Annotated in this window: 16 protein-coding genes; 4 read left to right on the top strand and 12 right to left on the bottom strand. The window is 40.3% G+C overall.

What is annotated here, in order from left to right:
* Positions 1 to 5: 5 nt before the first annotated feature.
* From BEGALDRAFT_RS18095 to BEGALDRAFT_RS07340, 5 genes are all read right to left on the bottom strand, one after another.
* Positions 6 to 605, bottom strand: coding sequence for a hypothetical protein (locus BEGALDRAFT_RS18095; RefSeq protein ID WP_002685231.1), 600 nt, complete (start codon positions 603 to 605; stop codon positions 6 to 8).
* Positions 606 to 1,228: 623 nt separating this feature from the next.
* Positions 1,229 to 1,879: a LutC/YkgG family protein gene (locus tag BEGALDRAFT_RS07325; protein ID WP_002685237.1), complete on the bottom strand. Its 651-nt coding sequence runs from the start codon at positions 1,877 to 1,879 to the stop codon at positions 1,229 to 1,231.
* Entirely contained in the window at positions 1,876 to 3,303 is a 1,428-nt protein-coding gene (locus BEGALDRAFT_RS07330) for a LutB/LldF family L-lactate oxidation iron-sulfur protein (protein ID WP_002685239.1), read from the bottom strand. Before BEGALDRAFT_RS07330 ends, BEGALDRAFT_RS07325 begins: the two co-directional genes overlap by 4 nt.
* 248 nt (positions 3,304 to 3,551) lie before the next feature.
* Positions 3,552 to 4,094 carry a hypothetical protein gene (locus BEGALDRAFT_RS07335; protein WP_002685241.1) on the bottom strand — a complete coding sequence of 181 codons (543 nt, stop codon included), beginning with the start codon at positions 4,092 to 4,094 and terminating at the stop codon, positions 3,552 to 3,554.
* A 142-nt stretch (positions 4,095 to 4,236) separates the two neighbouring features.
* Positions 4,237 to 5,388 carry a 4-phosphoerythronate dehydrogenase gene (locus BEGALDRAFT_RS07340; protein WP_002685243.1) on the bottom strand — a complete coding sequence of 384 codons (1,152 nt, stop codon included), beginning with the start codon at positions 5,386 to 5,388 and terminating at the stop codon, positions 4,237 to 4,239.
* Between the two features lie 426 nt (positions 5,389 to 5,814).
* Between BEGALDRAFT_RS07340 and guaB the strand changes: the two genes are divergently transcribed.
* From guaB to csrA, 3 genes are all read left to right on the top strand, one after another.
* Positions 5,815 to 7,281, top strand: a complete 1,467-nt coding sequence (guaB, locus tag BEGALDRAFT_RS07345) for an IMP dehydrogenase (protein WP_002685245.1) — start codon at positions 5,815 to 5,817, stop codon at positions 7,279 to 7,281.
* A 226-nt stretch (positions 7,282 to 7,507) separates the two neighbouring features.
* Entirely contained in the window at positions 7,508 to 8,740 is a 1,233-nt protein-coding gene (locus tag BEGALDRAFT_RS07350; RefSeq protein WP_002685247.1) for an aspartate kinase, read from the top strand.
* Positions 8,741 to 8,985: 245 nt separating this feature from the next.
* Positions 8,986 to 9,174 carry a carbon storage regulator CsrA gene (gene csrA / locus BEGALDRAFT_RS07355; protein ID WP_002685249.1) on the top strand — a complete coding sequence of 63 codons (189 nt, stop codon included), beginning with the start codon at positions 8,986 to 8,988 and terminating at the stop codon, positions 9,172 to 9,174.
* A 34-nt stretch (positions 9,175 to 9,208) separates the two neighbouring features.
* Here the strand turns inward: csrA and BEGALDRAFT_RS07360 are convergent, their stop codons facing one another.
* From BEGALDRAFT_RS07360 to BEGALDRAFT_RS07370, 3 genes are all read right to left on the bottom strand, one after another.
* Positions 9,209 to 9,757: a DUF2062 domain-containing protein gene (locus tag BEGALDRAFT_RS07360; RefSeq protein ID WP_002685250.1), complete on the bottom strand. Its 549-nt coding sequence runs from the start codon at positions 9,755 to 9,757 to the stop codon at positions 9,209 to 9,211.
* A gap of 110 nt (positions 9,758 to 9,867) precedes the next feature.
* Positions 9,868 to 10,098, bottom strand: a complete 231-nt coding sequence (locus BEGALDRAFT_RS07365; protein ID WP_002685251.1) for an FmdB family zinc ribbon protein — start codon at positions 10,096 to 10,098, stop codon at positions 9,868 to 9,870.
* Positions 10,099 to 10,257: 159 nt separating this feature from the next.
* Entirely contained in the window at positions 10,258 to 13,386 is a 3,129-nt protein-coding gene (locus BEGALDRAFT_RS07370; protein WP_002685252.1) for a mechanosensitive ion channel domain-containing protein, read from the bottom strand.
* Positions 13,387 to 13,669: 283 nt separating this feature from the next.
* Here BEGALDRAFT_RS07370 and BEGALDRAFT_RS19155 point away from each other — a divergent pair, with 283 nt between their 5' ends.
* Positions 13,670 to 13,816, top strand: a complete 147-nt coding sequence (locus BEGALDRAFT_RS19155) for a hypothetical protein (protein ID WP_157237562.1) — start codon at positions 13,670 to 13,672, stop codon at positions 13,814 to 13,816.
* Here the strand turns inward: BEGALDRAFT_RS19155 and BEGALDRAFT_RS07375 are convergent.
* The 4 genes from BEGALDRAFT_RS07375 to BEGALDRAFT_RS07390 form a co-directional block, all read right to left on the bottom strand.
* Positions 13,799 to 14,053, bottom strand: coding sequence for a CPCC family cysteine-rich protein (locus BEGALDRAFT_RS07375; RefSeq protein ID WP_002685255.1), 255 nt, complete (start codon positions 14,051 to 14,053; stop codon positions 13,799 to 13,801). The genes BEGALDRAFT_RS19155 and BEGALDRAFT_RS07375 overlap by 18 nt on opposite strands.
* 97 nt (positions 14,054 to 14,150) lie before the next feature.
* Positions 14,151 to 14,591 carry a DUF6896 domain-containing protein gene (locus BEGALDRAFT_RS07380; RefSeq protein ID WP_002685257.1) on the bottom strand — a complete coding sequence of 147 codons (441 nt, stop codon included), beginning with the start codon at positions 14,589 to 14,591 and terminating at the stop codon, positions 14,151 to 14,153.
* A 560-nt stretch (positions 14,592 to 15,151) separates the two neighbouring features.
* Complete coding sequence (locus BEGALDRAFT_RS18100) at positions 15,152 to 15,691, bottom strand: ankyrin repeat domain-containing protein (protein WP_050978422.1); 540 nt, start codon at positions 15,689 to 15,691, stop codon at positions 15,152 to 15,154.
* Between the two features lie 46 nt (positions 15,692 to 15,737).
* Positions 15,738 to 16,508: an RHS repeat domain-containing protein gene (locus BEGALDRAFT_RS07390; RefSeq protein WP_002685259.1), complete on the bottom strand. Its 771-nt coding sequence runs from the start codon at positions 16,506 to 16,508 to the stop codon at positions 15,738 to 15,740.
* Positions 16,509 to 16,603 lie beyond the last annotated feature (95 nt).

Here is a 16,603-nt window from a genome sequence, read left to right on the forward strand (position 1 = left end):
CTGCATTACTTAAACCCCTTATTAGGACACAACACCCTATCGACCTCATCCAACAACCGTAAAATCTTCTCCAACTTAGGACGTATATTTACTAATACCTCATCATCCCGTCGTGACTGAATCAGCTCCTTAACCTGCTCACAACGTTCACCCCAAGACTGATAAACCGCCTGAGCCTTAACCAACGGGTCAACCTCAACGGCAAGTACAGCCTGAACCCGTTCCGCTGTCACCTTTCCAGACTGACAAACCGTTTCCCACACCTCCCGCTGTTTCTCAGGGGGTAAACCCACTAACGGTCTAACCTGCGCCTCATTCTTTGGCATGTCACCAACTGAGGACAAATTACGCACAACCGCGCTTGCATTAATCAAACGATGTGCATGTTGTCGGTGCATCTTCCACACCTCAACGCAATACGCCTCGAAATTCTCATAACCCTTTAACCGATATAACCGCTTATCCCGAATCTCCACTAACGCATTTCCAACCCGATAAAACGCGCTTAACTCCTTTTCAATAACCTGTTCCAACTCCTCAAGCCGCTCATCCATTTTTCCTTTGATGGGTAATCCCCCTACCCAGTCCGCTTGTTCTAATTGCATACCTACCCCCAAAAAAAAGGGCGGTAAACCGCCCTACTGACCTACCCCTTTAAAGCCCGCTTAACCTGAGTTGCCTTCTCTTGGCTCATACCTAGACTCATATAACTACTCTCTACCTTTACCTGCCCGAATTGGGGTATCAACATCCCAAGTAGAATCTTTACCCAATTTCTCTACCCAATACTCCACCCCCTTACTCTCCCGCTTATCTCTTTCTTCATTAGGTAGCGTTTCATCTTCATCCGTTAACATACCTAAATGAGTAGATTCCTCTAACCCCTGATTATCCCTATCAATACTCCTACCTAATAAACGTGAGTTCGGCGAGTTTTATAAAATAAAACAGAGACCTGCTAGGTTTTCAAAACCTAGCAGGTCTGTCGGAACACGCGAAAAGGGTTGAAGGACTGGCAGAGGTTACTCTCCTGTTTTTCATTGGGATTCATCAGACAAGATTAAAACATTATCTGAATCAGGATTAACAGAACTAGCAGAATTTAAAACCCTCAAACCAAAAAGTCAGGTGAATGACACTTTTTAATTCTGCTAATTCTGAAAATTCTGTGAATTCTGATTCAGGCAAGCCGTTATCTTTTCTTAAAAAACTCGCAGAACTCAGTTTTTTAGCCAACCAGTAAAACGTGTAATCGTCTAGGGCCATGTGCACCTAATTGAATGGTTTGTTCAATATCGGCAGTGCGTGAAGGTCCTGTAATAAAATTGATGGTGCGAGGAATATTTGCATGGGTTTGTCGCAGTTTTTCCCAAACTGATTCGATATGAGGTAGTAAATCGTTGAGTGATAAAACAACGATATGTACATCTGGTAAAAAATTTAATGTTGTTGGGCTAGCAGGGCTAGATAACATTACGATGCTACCTGTTTCAGCAACTCCCGCAAAGGCTTGGGTGACGCTGATGACATCATCTTGTTGTGCCGTGCGATAGGCAACGTTTAAAAAGGTACTTTCCCATGCTAAATGCTTGAGATGAGCATCCATCACTAATTGCGCGGGTAAACTTTGTGTACTTAGGTAACGACTGATACAGGCAGGGATTTCTTGCTCGTGGGCAATTTGTTCATAACTTCCCGCCACTTTTTCCAATTGATAGATAAATTTATCGCGTAAAGAAAGTTGTAACGTAGGTTGTTCATGGATGGAATGTTGTTGCAAGCGATTTTCTAACCGTTGTTGGGTTAATTCATCAAGAGCAGTTTGCCTACCTAAAGAGTGGCGAATTTGAGTAAAAATAGTGTCGCGGGCGGTTGTCATTGATTAAACCCTTTTTGTAAGCGTTTCCAGTGAGACATAAAGGTTTCTCCTTGAGGGGCGGGCATATCACGACTGACAGTCCAAGCACTGGCAAAGGGTAGCTGTTGAAAATAACCATGTTTTTTTCCGAAAAAGCGTAAAATTTTTGCTTTTATGGCTGTTCCTGCATGATATAAACGGGGGTGTTTTGCAAAGAATGCCCAGAGGGTTAATGCCCAGCGGGCGCGACCGTGTACTAAGCCTTGTTTATATTGGCGAATACGGTGATGGCGTAGCATGGTTGGTAATGGAATGCTCATCGGACAGACTTGTTGACAGCGTCCATTGAGTGTGCAGGCGTTGGGTAAATCGCCTGCTTCTTGTAATCCTAGCATAATCGGTGTGAGTACCGAGCCCATAGGTCCTGGGTAAACCCAGCCATAGGCATGTCCACCAATTGAGCCATAGACTGGGCAGTGGTTGAGACAAGCCCCACAGCGGATGCAACGTAGCATGTCGTGGAATTCATTGCCTAACATGCGTGAGCGTCCATTATCAAGTAGGACAACGTGAAAGGCTTCCGCGCCGCTGATATCGCCTGTGCGTTTAATCCCTGTGGTTAGGGTGGTGTAGGCAGTCATTTCTTGCCCTGTCGCGCTGCGTCCTAAAAGACGAATGATAGTTGTCATGTCTTCTAACGTGGGGATAACTTTGTCTATGCTCGCAGTGACGATATGCACACGGGGTAAGCAATTGGTTAAATCGCCATTGCCTTCATTGGTAACAATGACGGTAGAGCCTGTTTCTGCGACAAGAAAATTCGCGCCTGTAATGCCTACATCAGCAATTAAATATTTTTTACGTAACACTTGGCGAGCTTCATTGACGAGTGCCGCGCGTTCTGTTTGTTTTTCAGTGAGTCCATATTGTTGATGATGCTGATGGAATAATTCGGTAATTTGTTCGCGGGTTTTGTGTACCGCAGGGGCAATGATATGGCTTGGCGGTTCTTTGGCGAGTTGAATGATATATTCGCCTAAATCAGTTTCTACGACTTCAAATTGTTCTGCTTCTAAGGCTTCATTGATGGCAATTTCTTCGCCTATCATTGACTTACCTTTAGTAATAACTTTGGCATTGGCATCTTTACAGAGTTTGACGATGATATGACGTGCAGTCTCGGCGGTGTCTGCCCAGTGGACTTGCCCACCGCTTGCAACCACTTGTTTTTCAAATTGTTCTAAATAGAAATCTAAATACTTGAGCGTATGCTCTTTAATTTCTTTTGCACGTGTCCGTAAGGCTTCGAATTCTGGTAATGCTTGTACAGCAAGACGACGTTTGTCGATGAAACCTGTTTTAGCATTTGCCATTGCTTTTTGTAACTGCACATCACGCAAAGCAGCCGTTGCACGCTGTTTAAAATCATGGGATTGGGATTGCATTATAGTAAAAACTCCTCGATCCAATCTCGTTACGGGGGGATGTCGTTTGCATCTCTCAACATCTGAGTATGGTCACTCATTATTTTAAGCATAGATGCGAATCGATTCACGGGAAAAATAGTCAGGTGTATTTATATCAAGTTTGAAGCAATACTGAAGAAACATTGCGGTTTGTAACAGTAGGATGAATGGGGGTTAAAACCCCGTTCAGAATGGCGGGAGATTAGAAAGCGTTGGGTCGCTAAAAATTAGCTTTTTAGTTTTTTTAATAATTCCTCTGCTTCTAATGATAAATCAATATCTTTTAATTCTTTTGTGGTTTTTGGCGCGGTTTTTGTGATGTGTGTTGGGGCATAACGCGCGTGTTCTAAGGCGTGCAATTCGCTTTCTAAACGTTCAATTTCTTGTTGATCACGTATCTCGCTGTAATCAGTTTGTTGTGTTGTGACTATGTTCTTTAGTTGATTTATTTCAGAAAGTTGAGCTTCTAGCTCTTTGGTTTTTTCGGAAATTTCGCGTGTTATTTGCGCTTGATGCAATACCTTTAAATTCTCGTTGGCAAAGGTATTTAACGAGTCTTGGTAGAGTAAATCTGCTTTTTGCAGAATATCATTCATCCATTCATCGGTATGTGCTGATTGTTGGTGAAAATCAACAAGGCTTCCTTTAAGTTGTTCGGCAACTAAACGGAATTCTTTTAATTCACGTGACAAGGTCGCTTGTAATTGATTTTCAACGGCAACAATTTCATCTGCTTGTGTCGTAACATCATGAGGAGTTTTATTAGCCATATTATCATCTAGGGTGGTCGTTATTCTTCTGGTTCTTATTGTTGCAAACAGCGTTCCAGTTAGTTGTTTTTATACGCAAGTATGCATTGCTAACCCATTGTTATGAGAGTAACTGTAGATGAAAAATCAAGGCGGTCAACCGTTATTGATTGATAGTGACTTGAAATCCTAAGCCTTCTAATTGATAGGCTAACGCAAGTTTTGTCGCAGGTAGTTGGATAGTCAACGAAGAAAATTCACGACGTATAGGATATTGCTTGCGTAATAGGTCAAACCATTCACTGGGGTCATCGGTATAAATACCCCGTCGTAATGCGTCAGAATCTCGTCGAACATCATAAACGCTAGTGACGGCGGTATAAATCGCTTGATTGTCTTGCACGGTATCGCTGAAACGGAGGCGTAATAAGGCAGGATCGGCTAAAGATTGTTGGGCTGACCAGTATTTAGGTTGTGCAAAGTATTGACAAGCCGCGTTATAAATCATTTCTGTACCATGCACTTTACCGTCAAAACTATAGCCTGCAATATGCGGTGTACCGAAGACTGTTCTTTGTAAAAGCAGTTGATTAATAGCAGGTTCTTCTTCCCATACGTCTAAAATTGCAGTCATATTGGGATATTTAACGAGGCGTTGAATCAATGCAGTTTCGTCAATGACATCACCGCGCGACGTGTTGATTAAAATCGCGTTGGGATTTAGGCGTTGTAAAAAGTGACTGTCAATTAATTGCCAAGTTGGATAAGCACCTGTTGTGACTAATGGCACATGAATTGTGATGATGTCAGCTTGACTCACATCGTGCATATTGACATAGCCCATTGTGCCTGTTTGAGTCTGTAAGGGGGGGTCACAGACTAAACAGGTGACACCCAAGGCTTGCAATTTTTGTAAAACACGAGAGCCAACATTGCCACAGCCGATAATACCAACGGTTTTTTGTGCTAATTGAAATCCCTGTTGTTGGGCTAAAACGATTAAGGCACTGATGACATATTCGGCCGCAGAGGTTGCATTACTTGCGGGTGCATTGGCGAAACCGATATGTTGTTGTGCCAGATAATCCATATCGATATGGTCAGTGCCTATCGTGCTAGTGCCGACGAATTTAACAGGCGTGTCAGTTAATAAAGCGGCTGTCACAGGTGTGACAGAACGAACTAATAAAATATCTGCTTCAAACGCTATCAAGTCACTTTGTTTTAAACTGCGCCCAACAACTGTTTTTACATCGCCTAAAGAAGAAAAGGCTTCAACAACATAGGGAATATTTTCATCAGCAATAATTTTCATAGGTTCTCGTTGGTTCTATAAAGATGTTTTATAAGATTTAAAATTGTTGATAATATTGAATAATAATAAGTACCTTAGAAAATATTTTAAGTGATTTCACCCATTCAATTGATTATTTTATATTAAAATACGTTTGTCACAGAATAGAGATAGGGTACAGATTGCGGATTTATGACTCTGCCAGCCTTACCATTGAATCTATTTAGAAAAAAATAAGTGTTATTTATTCTTACTTGATTCCATGCAAGATATGATGCATAGCATTTCAGTATGATTGATTATGATTTAAAACGATGATTAAAAAGTTGATTTTTAACAGTGCATTAAAAGTTTTTGGGCGAAAAATTTGTTTTTATACTTGAAAGTTTTATATAGTGTACTATTTTTCTTCTTTTTCTCCTGCTCGTTCTCTTACGGAATTCCGTCATGCGTATTGTTCAAGAAGCTCTGACCTTTGATGATGTTCTGCTCTTACCCGCCCACTCAGTTGTCTTGCCTAAACAAGTTAAACTCCACACCCCGCTAACGCGCAAAATTACCTTAAATATTCCTATTCTTTCCGCCGCGATGGATACCGTTACAGAATCCCGCATGGCAATTTCACTGGCTCAAGAAGGTGGAATAGGCATTATTCACAAAAATATGTCTGTGGAAGAGCAAGCCCGACAGGTGCGACAAGTGAAAAAATTTGAAAGTGGTGTGATTAATGATCCCATCACCGTAACCCCAAACACCAGCATTCGTGAAGTTCTTTCCCTAACACGTGCTAACCAAATCTCTGGCGTGCCTGTGGTTGATAATGGTTTACTCTTGGGAATAGTGACCAGTCGTGATTTACGCTTTGAAACACATTATAACGCCCCTGTTTCTAGCATCATGACCCCTAAAAATCGCCTTATCACCGTGCGTGAAGGCGCGAGTCGTGAAGAAGTTCAAGCATTATTGCATGAACATCGCATTGAAAAAGTCTTAGTTGTTAATGATAAATTCCAATTGCGTGGCATGATTACCGTAAAAGATATTCAAAAAGCCACTGAAAAACCCTCCGCGTGTAAAGATGAACAACAACGTTTACGTGTTGGCGCAGCTGTTGGCACGGGCGAAGACACTGATGCACGGATTGCTGCCTTAGTTGAAGCAGGTGTCGATGTCATCGTTGTAGATACCGCACATGGACATTCTCAAGGCGTTTTAGACCGTGTTCGCTATGTCAAACAAAACTACCCAAGCGTACAAGTCATTGGGGGTAATATCGCAACTGCCTCCGCTGCACTCGCGCTTGCTGATGCGGGTGCGGATGCGGTTAAAGTGGGCATTGGGCCTGGTTCTATTTGTACAACACGAATTGTTGCAGGCGTTGGCGTTCCGCAAATTACCGCTATTGATAATGTTGCCACCGCGTTACGCGATATGGGCATTTCGCTCATTGCTGATGGGGGGATTCGTTACTCTGGCGACATCGCCAAAGCCATCGCCGCAGGGGCACACTGCGTGATGATAGGTGGGCTACTTGCAGGGACAGAAGAAGCCCCAGGGGAAGTCGAACTTTATCAAGGACGTTCTTACAAATCCTATCGCGGTATGGGTTCACTCGGTGCAATGGCACAAACACAAGGGTCAAAAGACCGCTATTTCCAAGATGATGCGGATGTAGAAAAATTAGTGCCTGAAGGGATTGAAGGTCGAGTGCCCTATAAAGGCAGTATGTTAGGCGTTGTTCATCAACTACTGGGTGGATTACGTTCAAGCATGGGCTACACAGGATGTGCCGACTTAGAGGCGATGCGCACGAAAACCGAATTCGTAAAAGTCTCTCTGGCTGGTATGCGTGAAAGCCACGTCCATGATGTAACCATTACGAAAGAAGCCCCTAATTATCGTGTAGAAAATTAAGCCTTACGTCACCACGGTATTAGCGTGCGCTCCTAAAAACCCGTCATTAATGGCGGGTTTTCTTTTTCTAAAAACACACAAGTAAATTGTGGTTTTTTGCAAGACAAAATCTTAAAAACCCGCGAAAAAAATTTCTTAATACCCAACTTTACACCCTCAAATAAAATAGTGTTTAATGGCAATTTACGCTGATGTTTCAGTTTCAGGAGATTATTAAAAACAAATTATGGCACTCATTGTACAAAAATATGGTGGCACTTCTGTTGGCTCTGTTGAACGCATCCAACACGTTGCTGATAAAGTCATCGCAGCCCGCAAACAAGGACATGATATTGTCGTCGTTGTCTCTGCTATGAGTGGCGAAACGAACAGACTCATTGCTTTAGCAAAAAGTGTGAATGACCCACCAAAACCCCGAGAATACGATGCCCTCATTGCGACAGGGGAACAAGTGACTATCGGTTTATTAGCCATTGCCTTAGAAGCAAAAGGCTGCCCCGCACGCTCCTACACAGGGGGACAAGTGCGGATTTTGACTGATAACGCTTTCACCAAAGCGCGGATTTTAGAAATTGACGACAAAGCCATGCGTCATGACCTTGCACAAGGCACTGTTGTTGTCGTTGCTGGATTTCAGGGGGTCGATGCGGATGGCAATATTACAACGTTAGGACGTGGTGGCTCTGATACAACCGCTGTTGCATTAGCAGCCGCGTTAAAAGCCGATGAATGTCAAATTTATACAGATGTTGATGGGGTTTACACCACCGACCCTCGCGTTGTTCCAACCGCGCGACGGTTAGACAAAATCAGCTTTGAAGAAATGCTCGAAATGGCAAGTTCAGGGTCAAAAGTTTTACAAATCCGCTCTGTAGAATTTGCGGGCAAGTACAACGTTCCGCTTCGAGTTTTATCGTCATTTGAGGAAAATAGTAAAGGTACGTTAATCGCGCCAGAGGATGCTTCAATGGAACAAGTTTTAATTTCAGGTATCGCTTTTAACCGTGATGAAGCCAAATTAACCATTTTAGGCATTCCTGATAAACCAGGGATTGCTTATCAAGTGCTTGGCGGTATTGCTGATGCGAACATTGAAGTCGACATGATTGTGCAAAATATTCGCGCAGGCAGTGACACCACCGACTTAACGTTTACCGTTCATCGCAATGATTACAAAAAAGCCTTAGAAATTCTGCAAGTCATTGCAAAACAACTCAATGCAAAAGAAGTTCAAGGGGATGAAAAAATCGCCAAAATTGCACTGGTTGGGATTGGTATGCGTTCACATGCAGGTGTTGCGAGCAAAATGTTCAAGACATTGGCAGAAGAACGCATTAATATTCAACTCATTTCCACCTCAGAAATTAAAATTTCTGTTGTCATCGACGAAAAATACTTAGAACTGGCTGTACGGGTTTTACATCAAGCTTTTGATTTAGAAAAAATCCCTACCCTCTAAGTTACCTATGCGTTACCTAAACCGTTAGGTAACGCATAATCCCCTCCCCATTCTGGCAAAAAGATAGCTATACTAGACAATGAGCTTTGTGTAAAAATGCTATTGGCTTATTGTATTCTTAAATACTTGTATAATAATTAAAAGCGACTAAATTACATTGTAGTAACACGAAGGAAGGAGAGGTTACAGAGGGGTAATGATGTAACCTGACACCGTATGGAATAGCTTGGAACAGGAGAAAATCTATGCTGATTTTGACAAGGCGTGTTGGGGAATCACTGATGATAGGGGATGAGGTCACAGTGACGGTGTTAGGTGTGAAAGGCAATCAAGTAAGGATAGGGGTCAATGCTCCTAAAGAGGTTGCCGTTCACCGTGAAGAGATTTATCAGCGTATTCAACAAGAGAAGTCTGGTACAGACGATTCGCATTAACATATCATCTATTACGTGATGTGTTGTAGCTTCTTCAATCAGCCATCACGTTCCCATTTAAACCATTCGCCTCCCGACGACGACGGCGTTTCTGCCATTCACGCGCAACTTGTAAACGCCATAAACCACGCACCGCAATATAACCTACCCCAGAAAAGACGCAAGCCAACACAAGCGAACCTAAGTACAAAGGCAACCAAATATTATCCAGTGCGTCAATAAACCACTCAACCGACATTTGAAACGAATCATATTCAGCAGGACTGCCTAACAGCAAATTGCCCAATTGATAAGCTAAATACAGAATAGGTGGCATTGTAATTGGATTAGTAATCCAGACTAAACTCACGGCTAACGGTAAATTTGCGCGTAATAAAACCGCAAAAATCGCAGCAGGTAGCATTTGAAGTGGCATAGGAATAAAGGCGAAAAACAGCCCGATTGCCATCCCACCTGATAGGGAACGACGGTTGAGATGCCATAAATTGTCATCGTGCAATAGCTTACCCAAAAACTGTAGATTAGGATGATTCTTGACATGATGTGCTTGTGGCAACCAACGTTTAAACAGATGTTTTGCCATATCAATGTGTTAAAAACGTGGTGATGATGAGATGTGTTGCAAGCTCAATGATGAGCCTGCATTTTTACTGCGAAAAGCCTCTTGGGCGAAATTGCCTATTAAAATAGACCTTAATCCCCAGTTGTCGCTGTTTTGCTTGCAGAACTATCCGCTTTCTTATCCCCTTTAAAATCAGTTGCGTACCAGCCTGTGCCCTTTAATTGAAAACCAGCGGCAGAAATTAATTTGACTAAGGTTTTTTGATGACAAGCGGGACACTCTTCTAAAGGGTCTTCGCTCATCTTTTGCAATACTTCTAATTCATGACTGCAACTTTCGCAACGATATTCATAAATAGGCATTTTTCTTCTCCTGCACACAAGCACATAAAAATAGACAATTAAAAGAATAAACTGCCTTACAAAGTATGTTTAAATGTTAAAAATACAAGTTTTATCTGCAGTTCACGCATTTTCGTTAAATTTTACGAGTATTTATATCAATACTCAAATTATGTCCATTTAAGCAAGCCCGTTATAATCCTTCGGCTCGTCAAAGAGGTCTTGTGTTTCAGCACGTTCAGTCAACAAATTTTTAACATACAGCTCGTGTTGCGGGTAAGACATACGAATACCTGCTTGTTTTAACGAATCCCAGATTTTCAACGCAATACGATTACGGCTTTGTAACACACTATTAGTCCGTACATTAATATGATAATCCACCCGAAATACCATCCATGAATCGCCAAATTCCCATAAATTGACTTGAGAGAGGGGCGGTTCTGGCACAACATCAGGACTTTCTTTTAACACCTTTTTTAAAATCTCAATGACCTGATGCGGGTCACTGTCATAGCTGATACGCAAACGTAGCGTAAAACGTACAATATCATCAGAATGCGTCCAATTGGTAAAAGAACTGGTGATAATATCAGAATTTGGTACGATAACCTCTTGATTATCCCACTTTCTGACAACAAGGGCGCGAATTCCAATATTAGCAACCTCACCCTCATATTTATCCCCAATATTCACCAAATCCCCTGTTTTTAAAGGACGTTCAGCTAATAAAATAATACCACTGATAAAATTATTAAAAATCGTTTGTAAACCAAATCCCAAGCCAACCCCTAGCGCGCCTGCAAATATGGTTAATGTCGTTAAGTCTAGTCCTAACACCTGAAAAACAACCATTAAACCGATAAGAACAACAACATATTGGGTAAAGACCGATAAACTATGTCTTACACCTAAATCATTAATACCTATATAAATCCAACGGTAAGTAATTTGCCGCGCCCAGCTCCCAAACCAGAACACAAACCATAGGGTAATTAAAGCAATCATAATCACATTAACCGTGATTTTTGCCTCATTAATGGTGAACAAAGGATAAGCTAAGACAGTTTCTATCGTGCTACGTACTGCAAAATCGGTGTACCAACCATTAAGCAAGAATAAAGCAAATAACATTACTAAGAACAGAATAATAAACACGATTTTCTGGACTAAGGGAATAATATCTTGTGTCCACAATAAACCCCATTTACTGTGTTTTAAGGCAAGATTTTTTAAAACATTAGTAAAATCTATCAATAAACCACGAATAGTGAGCCAACCAACGATAACTAAAAGAGATAAGGTTAAATGTTTTGCAACATACCAGCCTAAATTGAGATAACCTAATAAGCCTAAGAGAGAAACAGCAATAATTGCTAGGGGAGCTAATAAACTACTAAAGCGAATAACTAAAAGCCAATACCCTTTAACCATGTTTTCCAATAGACTTAATAGGACTGAGCGAATATGCATTGTTGGGATTAATGCCACTGATAAAAACAGCATAAAGCCTGTATCTAATAAATCGCGTGTGACTGAAGTAATCGGCAAGATATGCCCTAATGAAGTAATAACAGCAACGATGGCAAAAAGAATAATAAAAATGCGTAACTGTTGATAAGTTTTTGAACGGTTAGGTGTTTTTGTTAAAAGCTTACTAGAAAGTAATAACCATAAAATATTAATCGGAACTTTAATACCAAACCATAAAAAGACAAAACTTAAGCTCACTAAAACAGTGTTCGTGGTTGGTTGCGTCAGCCATAACAATAGGAAAAAAATACCTGTAATCGCAATACCAATGGCATTGAAATGCAGTAACCGTAAGCCTGTTAAAAAAAGATTTGCAGCAAAACTCCGTTGACCTGTTTCAGTCAATTGATTGAAAAGACGGAATAAGACTTGACGAATCCAGATAAATAAGGTTAGCCAAACAGTAACACCGAGAATTAATAAACTCCAGCGTTGGAGTGGTGTTTGTTCAAAAGTTCGATGAAAACCTTGTATTGTTAAACGATATTCGGCAAGCAACAGGCTAGGAATTCTACTGAAATCCGTTAATAAAGCTTGCCATTCTGCGGAGGAATCGGGCAAATTGCGTTGCCTGAGCAATAAACGGGTGACACTACTTTGATACACGCTGGTTAATTGCGTCATTAACGTTTCTGCGGTTTGCAATAAAACCCCCATTTCCACAGATTGCTGTTGAAACTTTTCCGCTAAGGCTTTAATCAACTTTCCCGCTTCTTGATTATCTTTTAATGTCTCACCTTTTAACGTTTCATTTCGCTTATTAAAAATCTCCATTTGCTGCTGTAACAATTTAACTCGCGTTTCTAATGATTGTTGAATACCTCTTAATTCCGCTTTTATCTTCTCAGTTTCTAACAACATTTCGCGCAAATTGGCTTCTACAATTTCAGAATCATCTTCAGTAAGATTTTTAGTTAAATACTGGTTAAATTGTAAAATTTCTTTATGTAGGACGAGACGACGAAAATCATAGACGACATATTGCGTCATTTCGTCCGCCTCCTGTAGTTTTGCTTCTAAAGCAAAATTAGATTTAAACGGGTCTAACTCTTGTTTTTTAGTTAATTGCTGACGTAACTCTACAGCAAGAGACTGATAACGCTGTTTATTCTGCTGTAACTGAGTTTCTAAGCTAATTTTTTGCCGTTCTTGATAGACTTTATTTAACGCATTATGCCATTCTGCTAATAAGCCTAAACGTGCCTGTGCAATGTTGACACGCTCTTGCATGACTTTTAAAAATTCTTCTTCTACTTCAATCGTGGCACGTTGTGCTTCTGCCTGAGTTCTTAACTCAGAAATTTGTTGTTGTTGGCGTTGAATTTCATCAGGATTATTTAAAGGGGTTTTTTGTAACTCAGCCAATTGTTGATTGACTTCACGATGTGCATTTTTTTGTGCAAAAATGGTTTCATCTGTCGTTTTATATTCCTGACGAATTTTTTCTAATTCTATGCTGGCGGCATCTTTATCAATTTCCGCACTTTCTAATAACGGTAAGGTAATAGATAAACTATCTAAACCATTTATTTTTGTATCGATTTGTTTTCTTAAAACAGCGATTGCATCATGACTGTATCGCAATGCGGTCCAATTATCCTGAATGACTTTTTTGCGTTCTGCGACACCTGTAGTGGTTAACACAGGAGGAAAGTTTTGCATTTTGGTCACGCTGGTTTCAGTGGGGAGTGGTTGCGGGGGTGGTGATGGCTCTGCACTGGCTAAGTGCATAATCGCAAACAGTAAAAGATAAAACACAGCGTGATAACGGAACATTGAATAAACACTCCTGACAACAGGCGGATGGTATTGCATGATGATGGCAAAATTTTTTGCCTTAATGGGTAGGGAATTCGAAAAATTAAATAATATAGGGTTAGTAAAATAGAAATAAATTAGCGGTTATGCAATCTTGTCTGTTATTTTTAACGCTAGTTCGGCGAGTGGCGAAAACCTTTTAGAATTTTTCAACTAAAAAATGTAGTATGGTGGAATAGCAAAGCGTATTCCACCATACAATTTATAATCTGTTTTTGCTCAGTTTTTGCAGAATTTCAAGGTGGAATACTACAACATTCAAGCTGTTGTCTTTTTAAAAGAAAATCGCCGTACTCGCGTTGGAGTAGCATTAGAGCTAGAGTTGCATATTCCGCCACAAGCTGCTTTTGCAACAAATGTTTTACAGTTATTAGTCAATAGATCGTGAGGATTCTTCTGGTAAAGGCTTTCTGACTGTCTTTACAAACTCTACTTTTATTGCTCCGAATTTGGCAAAATTCTTTTTAGCCTCATTCAAACAAACGCCATTAGCACCACCTTTACGGGTTGGATTATCATTTTGAATATTATCATCTTCCCAATAACAAACTGGGCAGATTTCGAACGAACCACAAGGTTTCTCATCAAATGTTAAGTAACCACAACATGGACAGGCATAGTTCATTATTTATTTTCCTTTTACTGTTCATTCCAGTAATCAATCCCGCCTGCTGGACTATTCCCGTTCTGGTTTCTGAGAGGACTAGTGCAAAAACACACACCTAACGCACTATTCTATACTGGCTAGATTTTTTCTTTTTCAACTGATACCCATATTTTTCTGCGTTTAAAATTCCTTTAGATACCATTTTTTCTAAAATCATAGTAATTTCATTTTGGGTCATATTGTTATTAACTGACTCTAAAAACAAGAATAACCTCCAACTATCTATATAATATGGATTTGTAAAACAAGTATGCATGTCTACTACATAATTTGGCTGTAAAGATTTCCTTCTAAAATACAGACCAAGTCCATGTTTTCTGAATTTCCACCGTTCAGTACGAATATTAACTACTCCTTTTCTGGGGAAATCTAGTAACAACTCAAAATCATTAATATTAGGAAATTTTCTTGTAAATGCACGAAGTAATTGTCTCTGTAATTCAATAAAAAAAGATACATGGACTATAAAACATGCAGTAGAAATTTTCTTACGCATAATCAGTAATCTCTAACTCGTGTTTCAGCAGTACGTGTCATTAGTTCATCACCAAACTCTTTCGTCACATCTGTAACATTTACAGGAACTTCTTTTACTCCTGCCTTAATTGCTACTAATGTGCGATGATGACCATCAGTAATGAGTAGCTTCCCATTAACATTTACTTCAATAGGAGGTGATTCTGGTTTATAACCATCTTTGTCTGAGTACCAATCGGAGATAACGCGATAAGTATTGCCGTTTTTGAGAATGTAATCAGGGATGTTTGCTTTTGAGGCATAGACAAAACGAGCAACAATTTCTCCATGACCGTCTAATTGCGCAACGGGTTTGAGTTTGCCTTGATAAATAAACCCTTGAGTCAGAACACCATTGACTTTTTTACCGACTCGGCGGTTTTTGGCATCGATAACGTATTCAATGGTTTTGTTGGGTTGTTGGACTTGGCGGAGATTACCTAGGATATCATAATGGTAAGGTGGGCGATGCCCACCCTACTTGGTGAAATAATTCAAAAATCGGTGCGTTATGGTGCGAAAATATGCATTCTCATTACACTATTTATTAATTAGCTTAGAATAAACCTCTTTACATTGTCTTTGGGCTATATCCTTAGCAGTGCTAAAGGGGGTTGCCGATGTATCTTTTATCGAGGTATCCGCGTTAAAGTCGAGCAATAGTTGCACTATATCCTGATAACAATGATAGGTAGCTAACATTAAGGGAGTGTACCCATTTACTGTTTGAAAATTTACATTTGCCCCACTATTCAAAAGAAGTTCAACGGTTGCTATTCTCCCCTGATAAATAGCTGGTATTAAAGGTGTCTCTTGTTGTTTGTTGCGAATATTAGGATTTGCTCCGTTTTTCAATAAAAGATTAATAAAATCAGTGTTTTCAACCACCGTATGTTTTAAGGACGTTCCTAATTGCCTTAATTGACGTTCAGAGTCTTTAAGCCCCAATCCACAAGCATAATGTAATGGCGTATTTCCATAGGTATCTTGCGTATTGATATCAAAACCTTTTGCTAGCAACTTTTGCATTTCTGTGGTGTCATTAAATATAGAAATAGTTTCCCAGTCTGCTTGGGGCATAGAACATCCCATTAAACTTAAACAAATCACAAAAATTGAAAAATATCTAAGGACACCCATGTCTTTTTGCCCATTCTTCTAGCTCAGTAATACCACACTTTTTGGGATTAAACGGAGTGGCAGGATTTTCATGATTGTTTTCCCATATAAAGTCATCAGCCGCTGGACTCCATTTACTAGTATAGTTAGCTCCTCTACATATACCAACTAAACCATCATCCTTCCAATAAGATTGAGATTCTGTTCCCCGAAGTTTGTCTGGTATTGCATTTGGTTCTGGCTTTTTACATGAAAATTCACATGACCATTCTTTGTATCCACCAATCCAGTCTTTTTCTTCACGCTCCGTGTTATAAACTTTTGAGTTTATGTTAGCGACACAAGAACAACTTGGGCTTGTTCCTAATAAACCATTCTCATCCACCCAATTAACAGGGTCACTGTCAACATACTCAAATAAATTAGCACTCCCGCCTTTAAAATTAATCGGGTCTTTACTCGTCCACCGCCCCGTCTCCGCTTCATAATCCCGTGCGCCAAAGCGTGTTAGTTTCGTATCAACATCATACAACCCACCCGCAAATCCAAACGGTTGAAACTCAGGATTGGTATCTTCAAGGATATTGCCAAACGCATCGTACTCTAAACGTTGAACGATTACGCCTGTTTGTACATCGATGATTAAGCGCGGACTGCCTAAGTGGTCGGAGATAACGCGGTAAGTATTGCCATTTTTGAGGATGTAATCAGGGATATTGGCTTTTGAAGCATAAACAAAACGAGCAAGAACGAGAACCTGCGACCGTGACTGCTTCACGAACCGCTTTTAATTTTTGATTCAGCGTTTCATATCCCTGTATTTTAATTTGCATTGTTTTCTTCCATAAAAAAAGCCATCTACCAATTATGATA

The organism is Beggiatoa alba B18LD (assembly GCF_000245015.1).
Lineage (GTDB): Bacteria > Pseudomonadota > Gammaproteobacteria > Beggiatoales > Beggiatoaceae > Beggiatoa > Beggiatoa alba.

Excerpts from the sequence above, each read along its gene's own strand:
- BEGALDRAFT_RS18095 (WP_002685231.1), bottom strand. The coding sequence starts at position 605 with ATGCAATTAGAACAAGCGGACTGGGTAGGGGGATTACCCATCAAAGGA.
- BEGALDRAFT_RS07325 (WP_002685237.1), bottom strand. The coding sequence starts at position 1,879 with ATGACAACCGCCCGCGACACTATTTTTACTCAAATTCGCCACTCTTTA.
- BEGALDRAFT_RS07330 (WP_002685239.1), bottom strand. The coding sequence starts at position 3,303 with ATGCAATCCCAATCCCATGATTTTAAACAGCGTGCAACGGCTGCTTTG.
- BEGALDRAFT_RS07335 (WP_002685241.1), bottom strand. The coding sequence starts at position 4,094 with ATGGCTAATAAAACTCCTCATGATGTTACGACACAAGCAGATGAAATT.
- BEGALDRAFT_RS07340 (WP_002685243.1), bottom strand. The coding sequence starts at position 5,388 with ATGAAAATTATTGCTGATGAAAATATTCCCTATGTTGTTGAAGCCTTT.
- guaB (WP_002685245.1), top strand. The coding sequence starts at position 5,815 with ATGCGTATTGTTCAAGAAGCTCTGACCTTTGATGATGTTCTGCTCTTA.
- BEGALDRAFT_RS07350 (WP_002685247.1), top strand. The coding sequence starts at position 7,508 with ATGGCACTCATTGTACAAAAATATGGTGGCACTTCTGTTGGCTCTGTT.
- csrA (WP_002685249.1), top strand. The coding sequence starts at position 8,986 with ATGCTGATTTTGACAAGGCGTGTTGGGGAATCACTGATGATAGGGGAT.
- BEGALDRAFT_RS07360 (WP_002685250.1), bottom strand. The coding sequence starts at position 9,757 with ATGGCAAAACATCTGTTTAAACGTTGGTTGCCACAAGCACATCATGTC.
- BEGALDRAFT_RS07365 (WP_002685251.1), bottom strand. The coding sequence starts at position 10,098 with ATGCCTATTTATGAATATCGTTGCGAAAGTTGCAGTCATGAATTAGAA.
- BEGALDRAFT_RS07370 (WP_002685252.1), bottom strand. The coding sequence starts at position 13,386 with ATGTTCCGTTATCACGCTGTGTTTTATCTTTTACTGTTTGCGATTATG.
- BEGALDRAFT_RS07375 (WP_002685255.1), bottom strand. The coding sequence starts at position 14,053 with ATGAACTATGCCTGTCCATGTTGTGGTTACTTAACATTTGATGAGAAA.
- BEGALDRAFT_RS07380 (WP_002685257.1), bottom strand. The coding sequence starts at position 14,591 with ATGCGTAAGAAAATTTCTACTGCATGTTTTATAGTCCATGTATCTTTT.
- BEGALDRAFT_RS18100 (WP_050978422.1), bottom strand. The coding sequence starts at position 15,691 with ATGCCCCAAGCAGACTGGGAAACTATTTCTATATTTAATGACACCACA.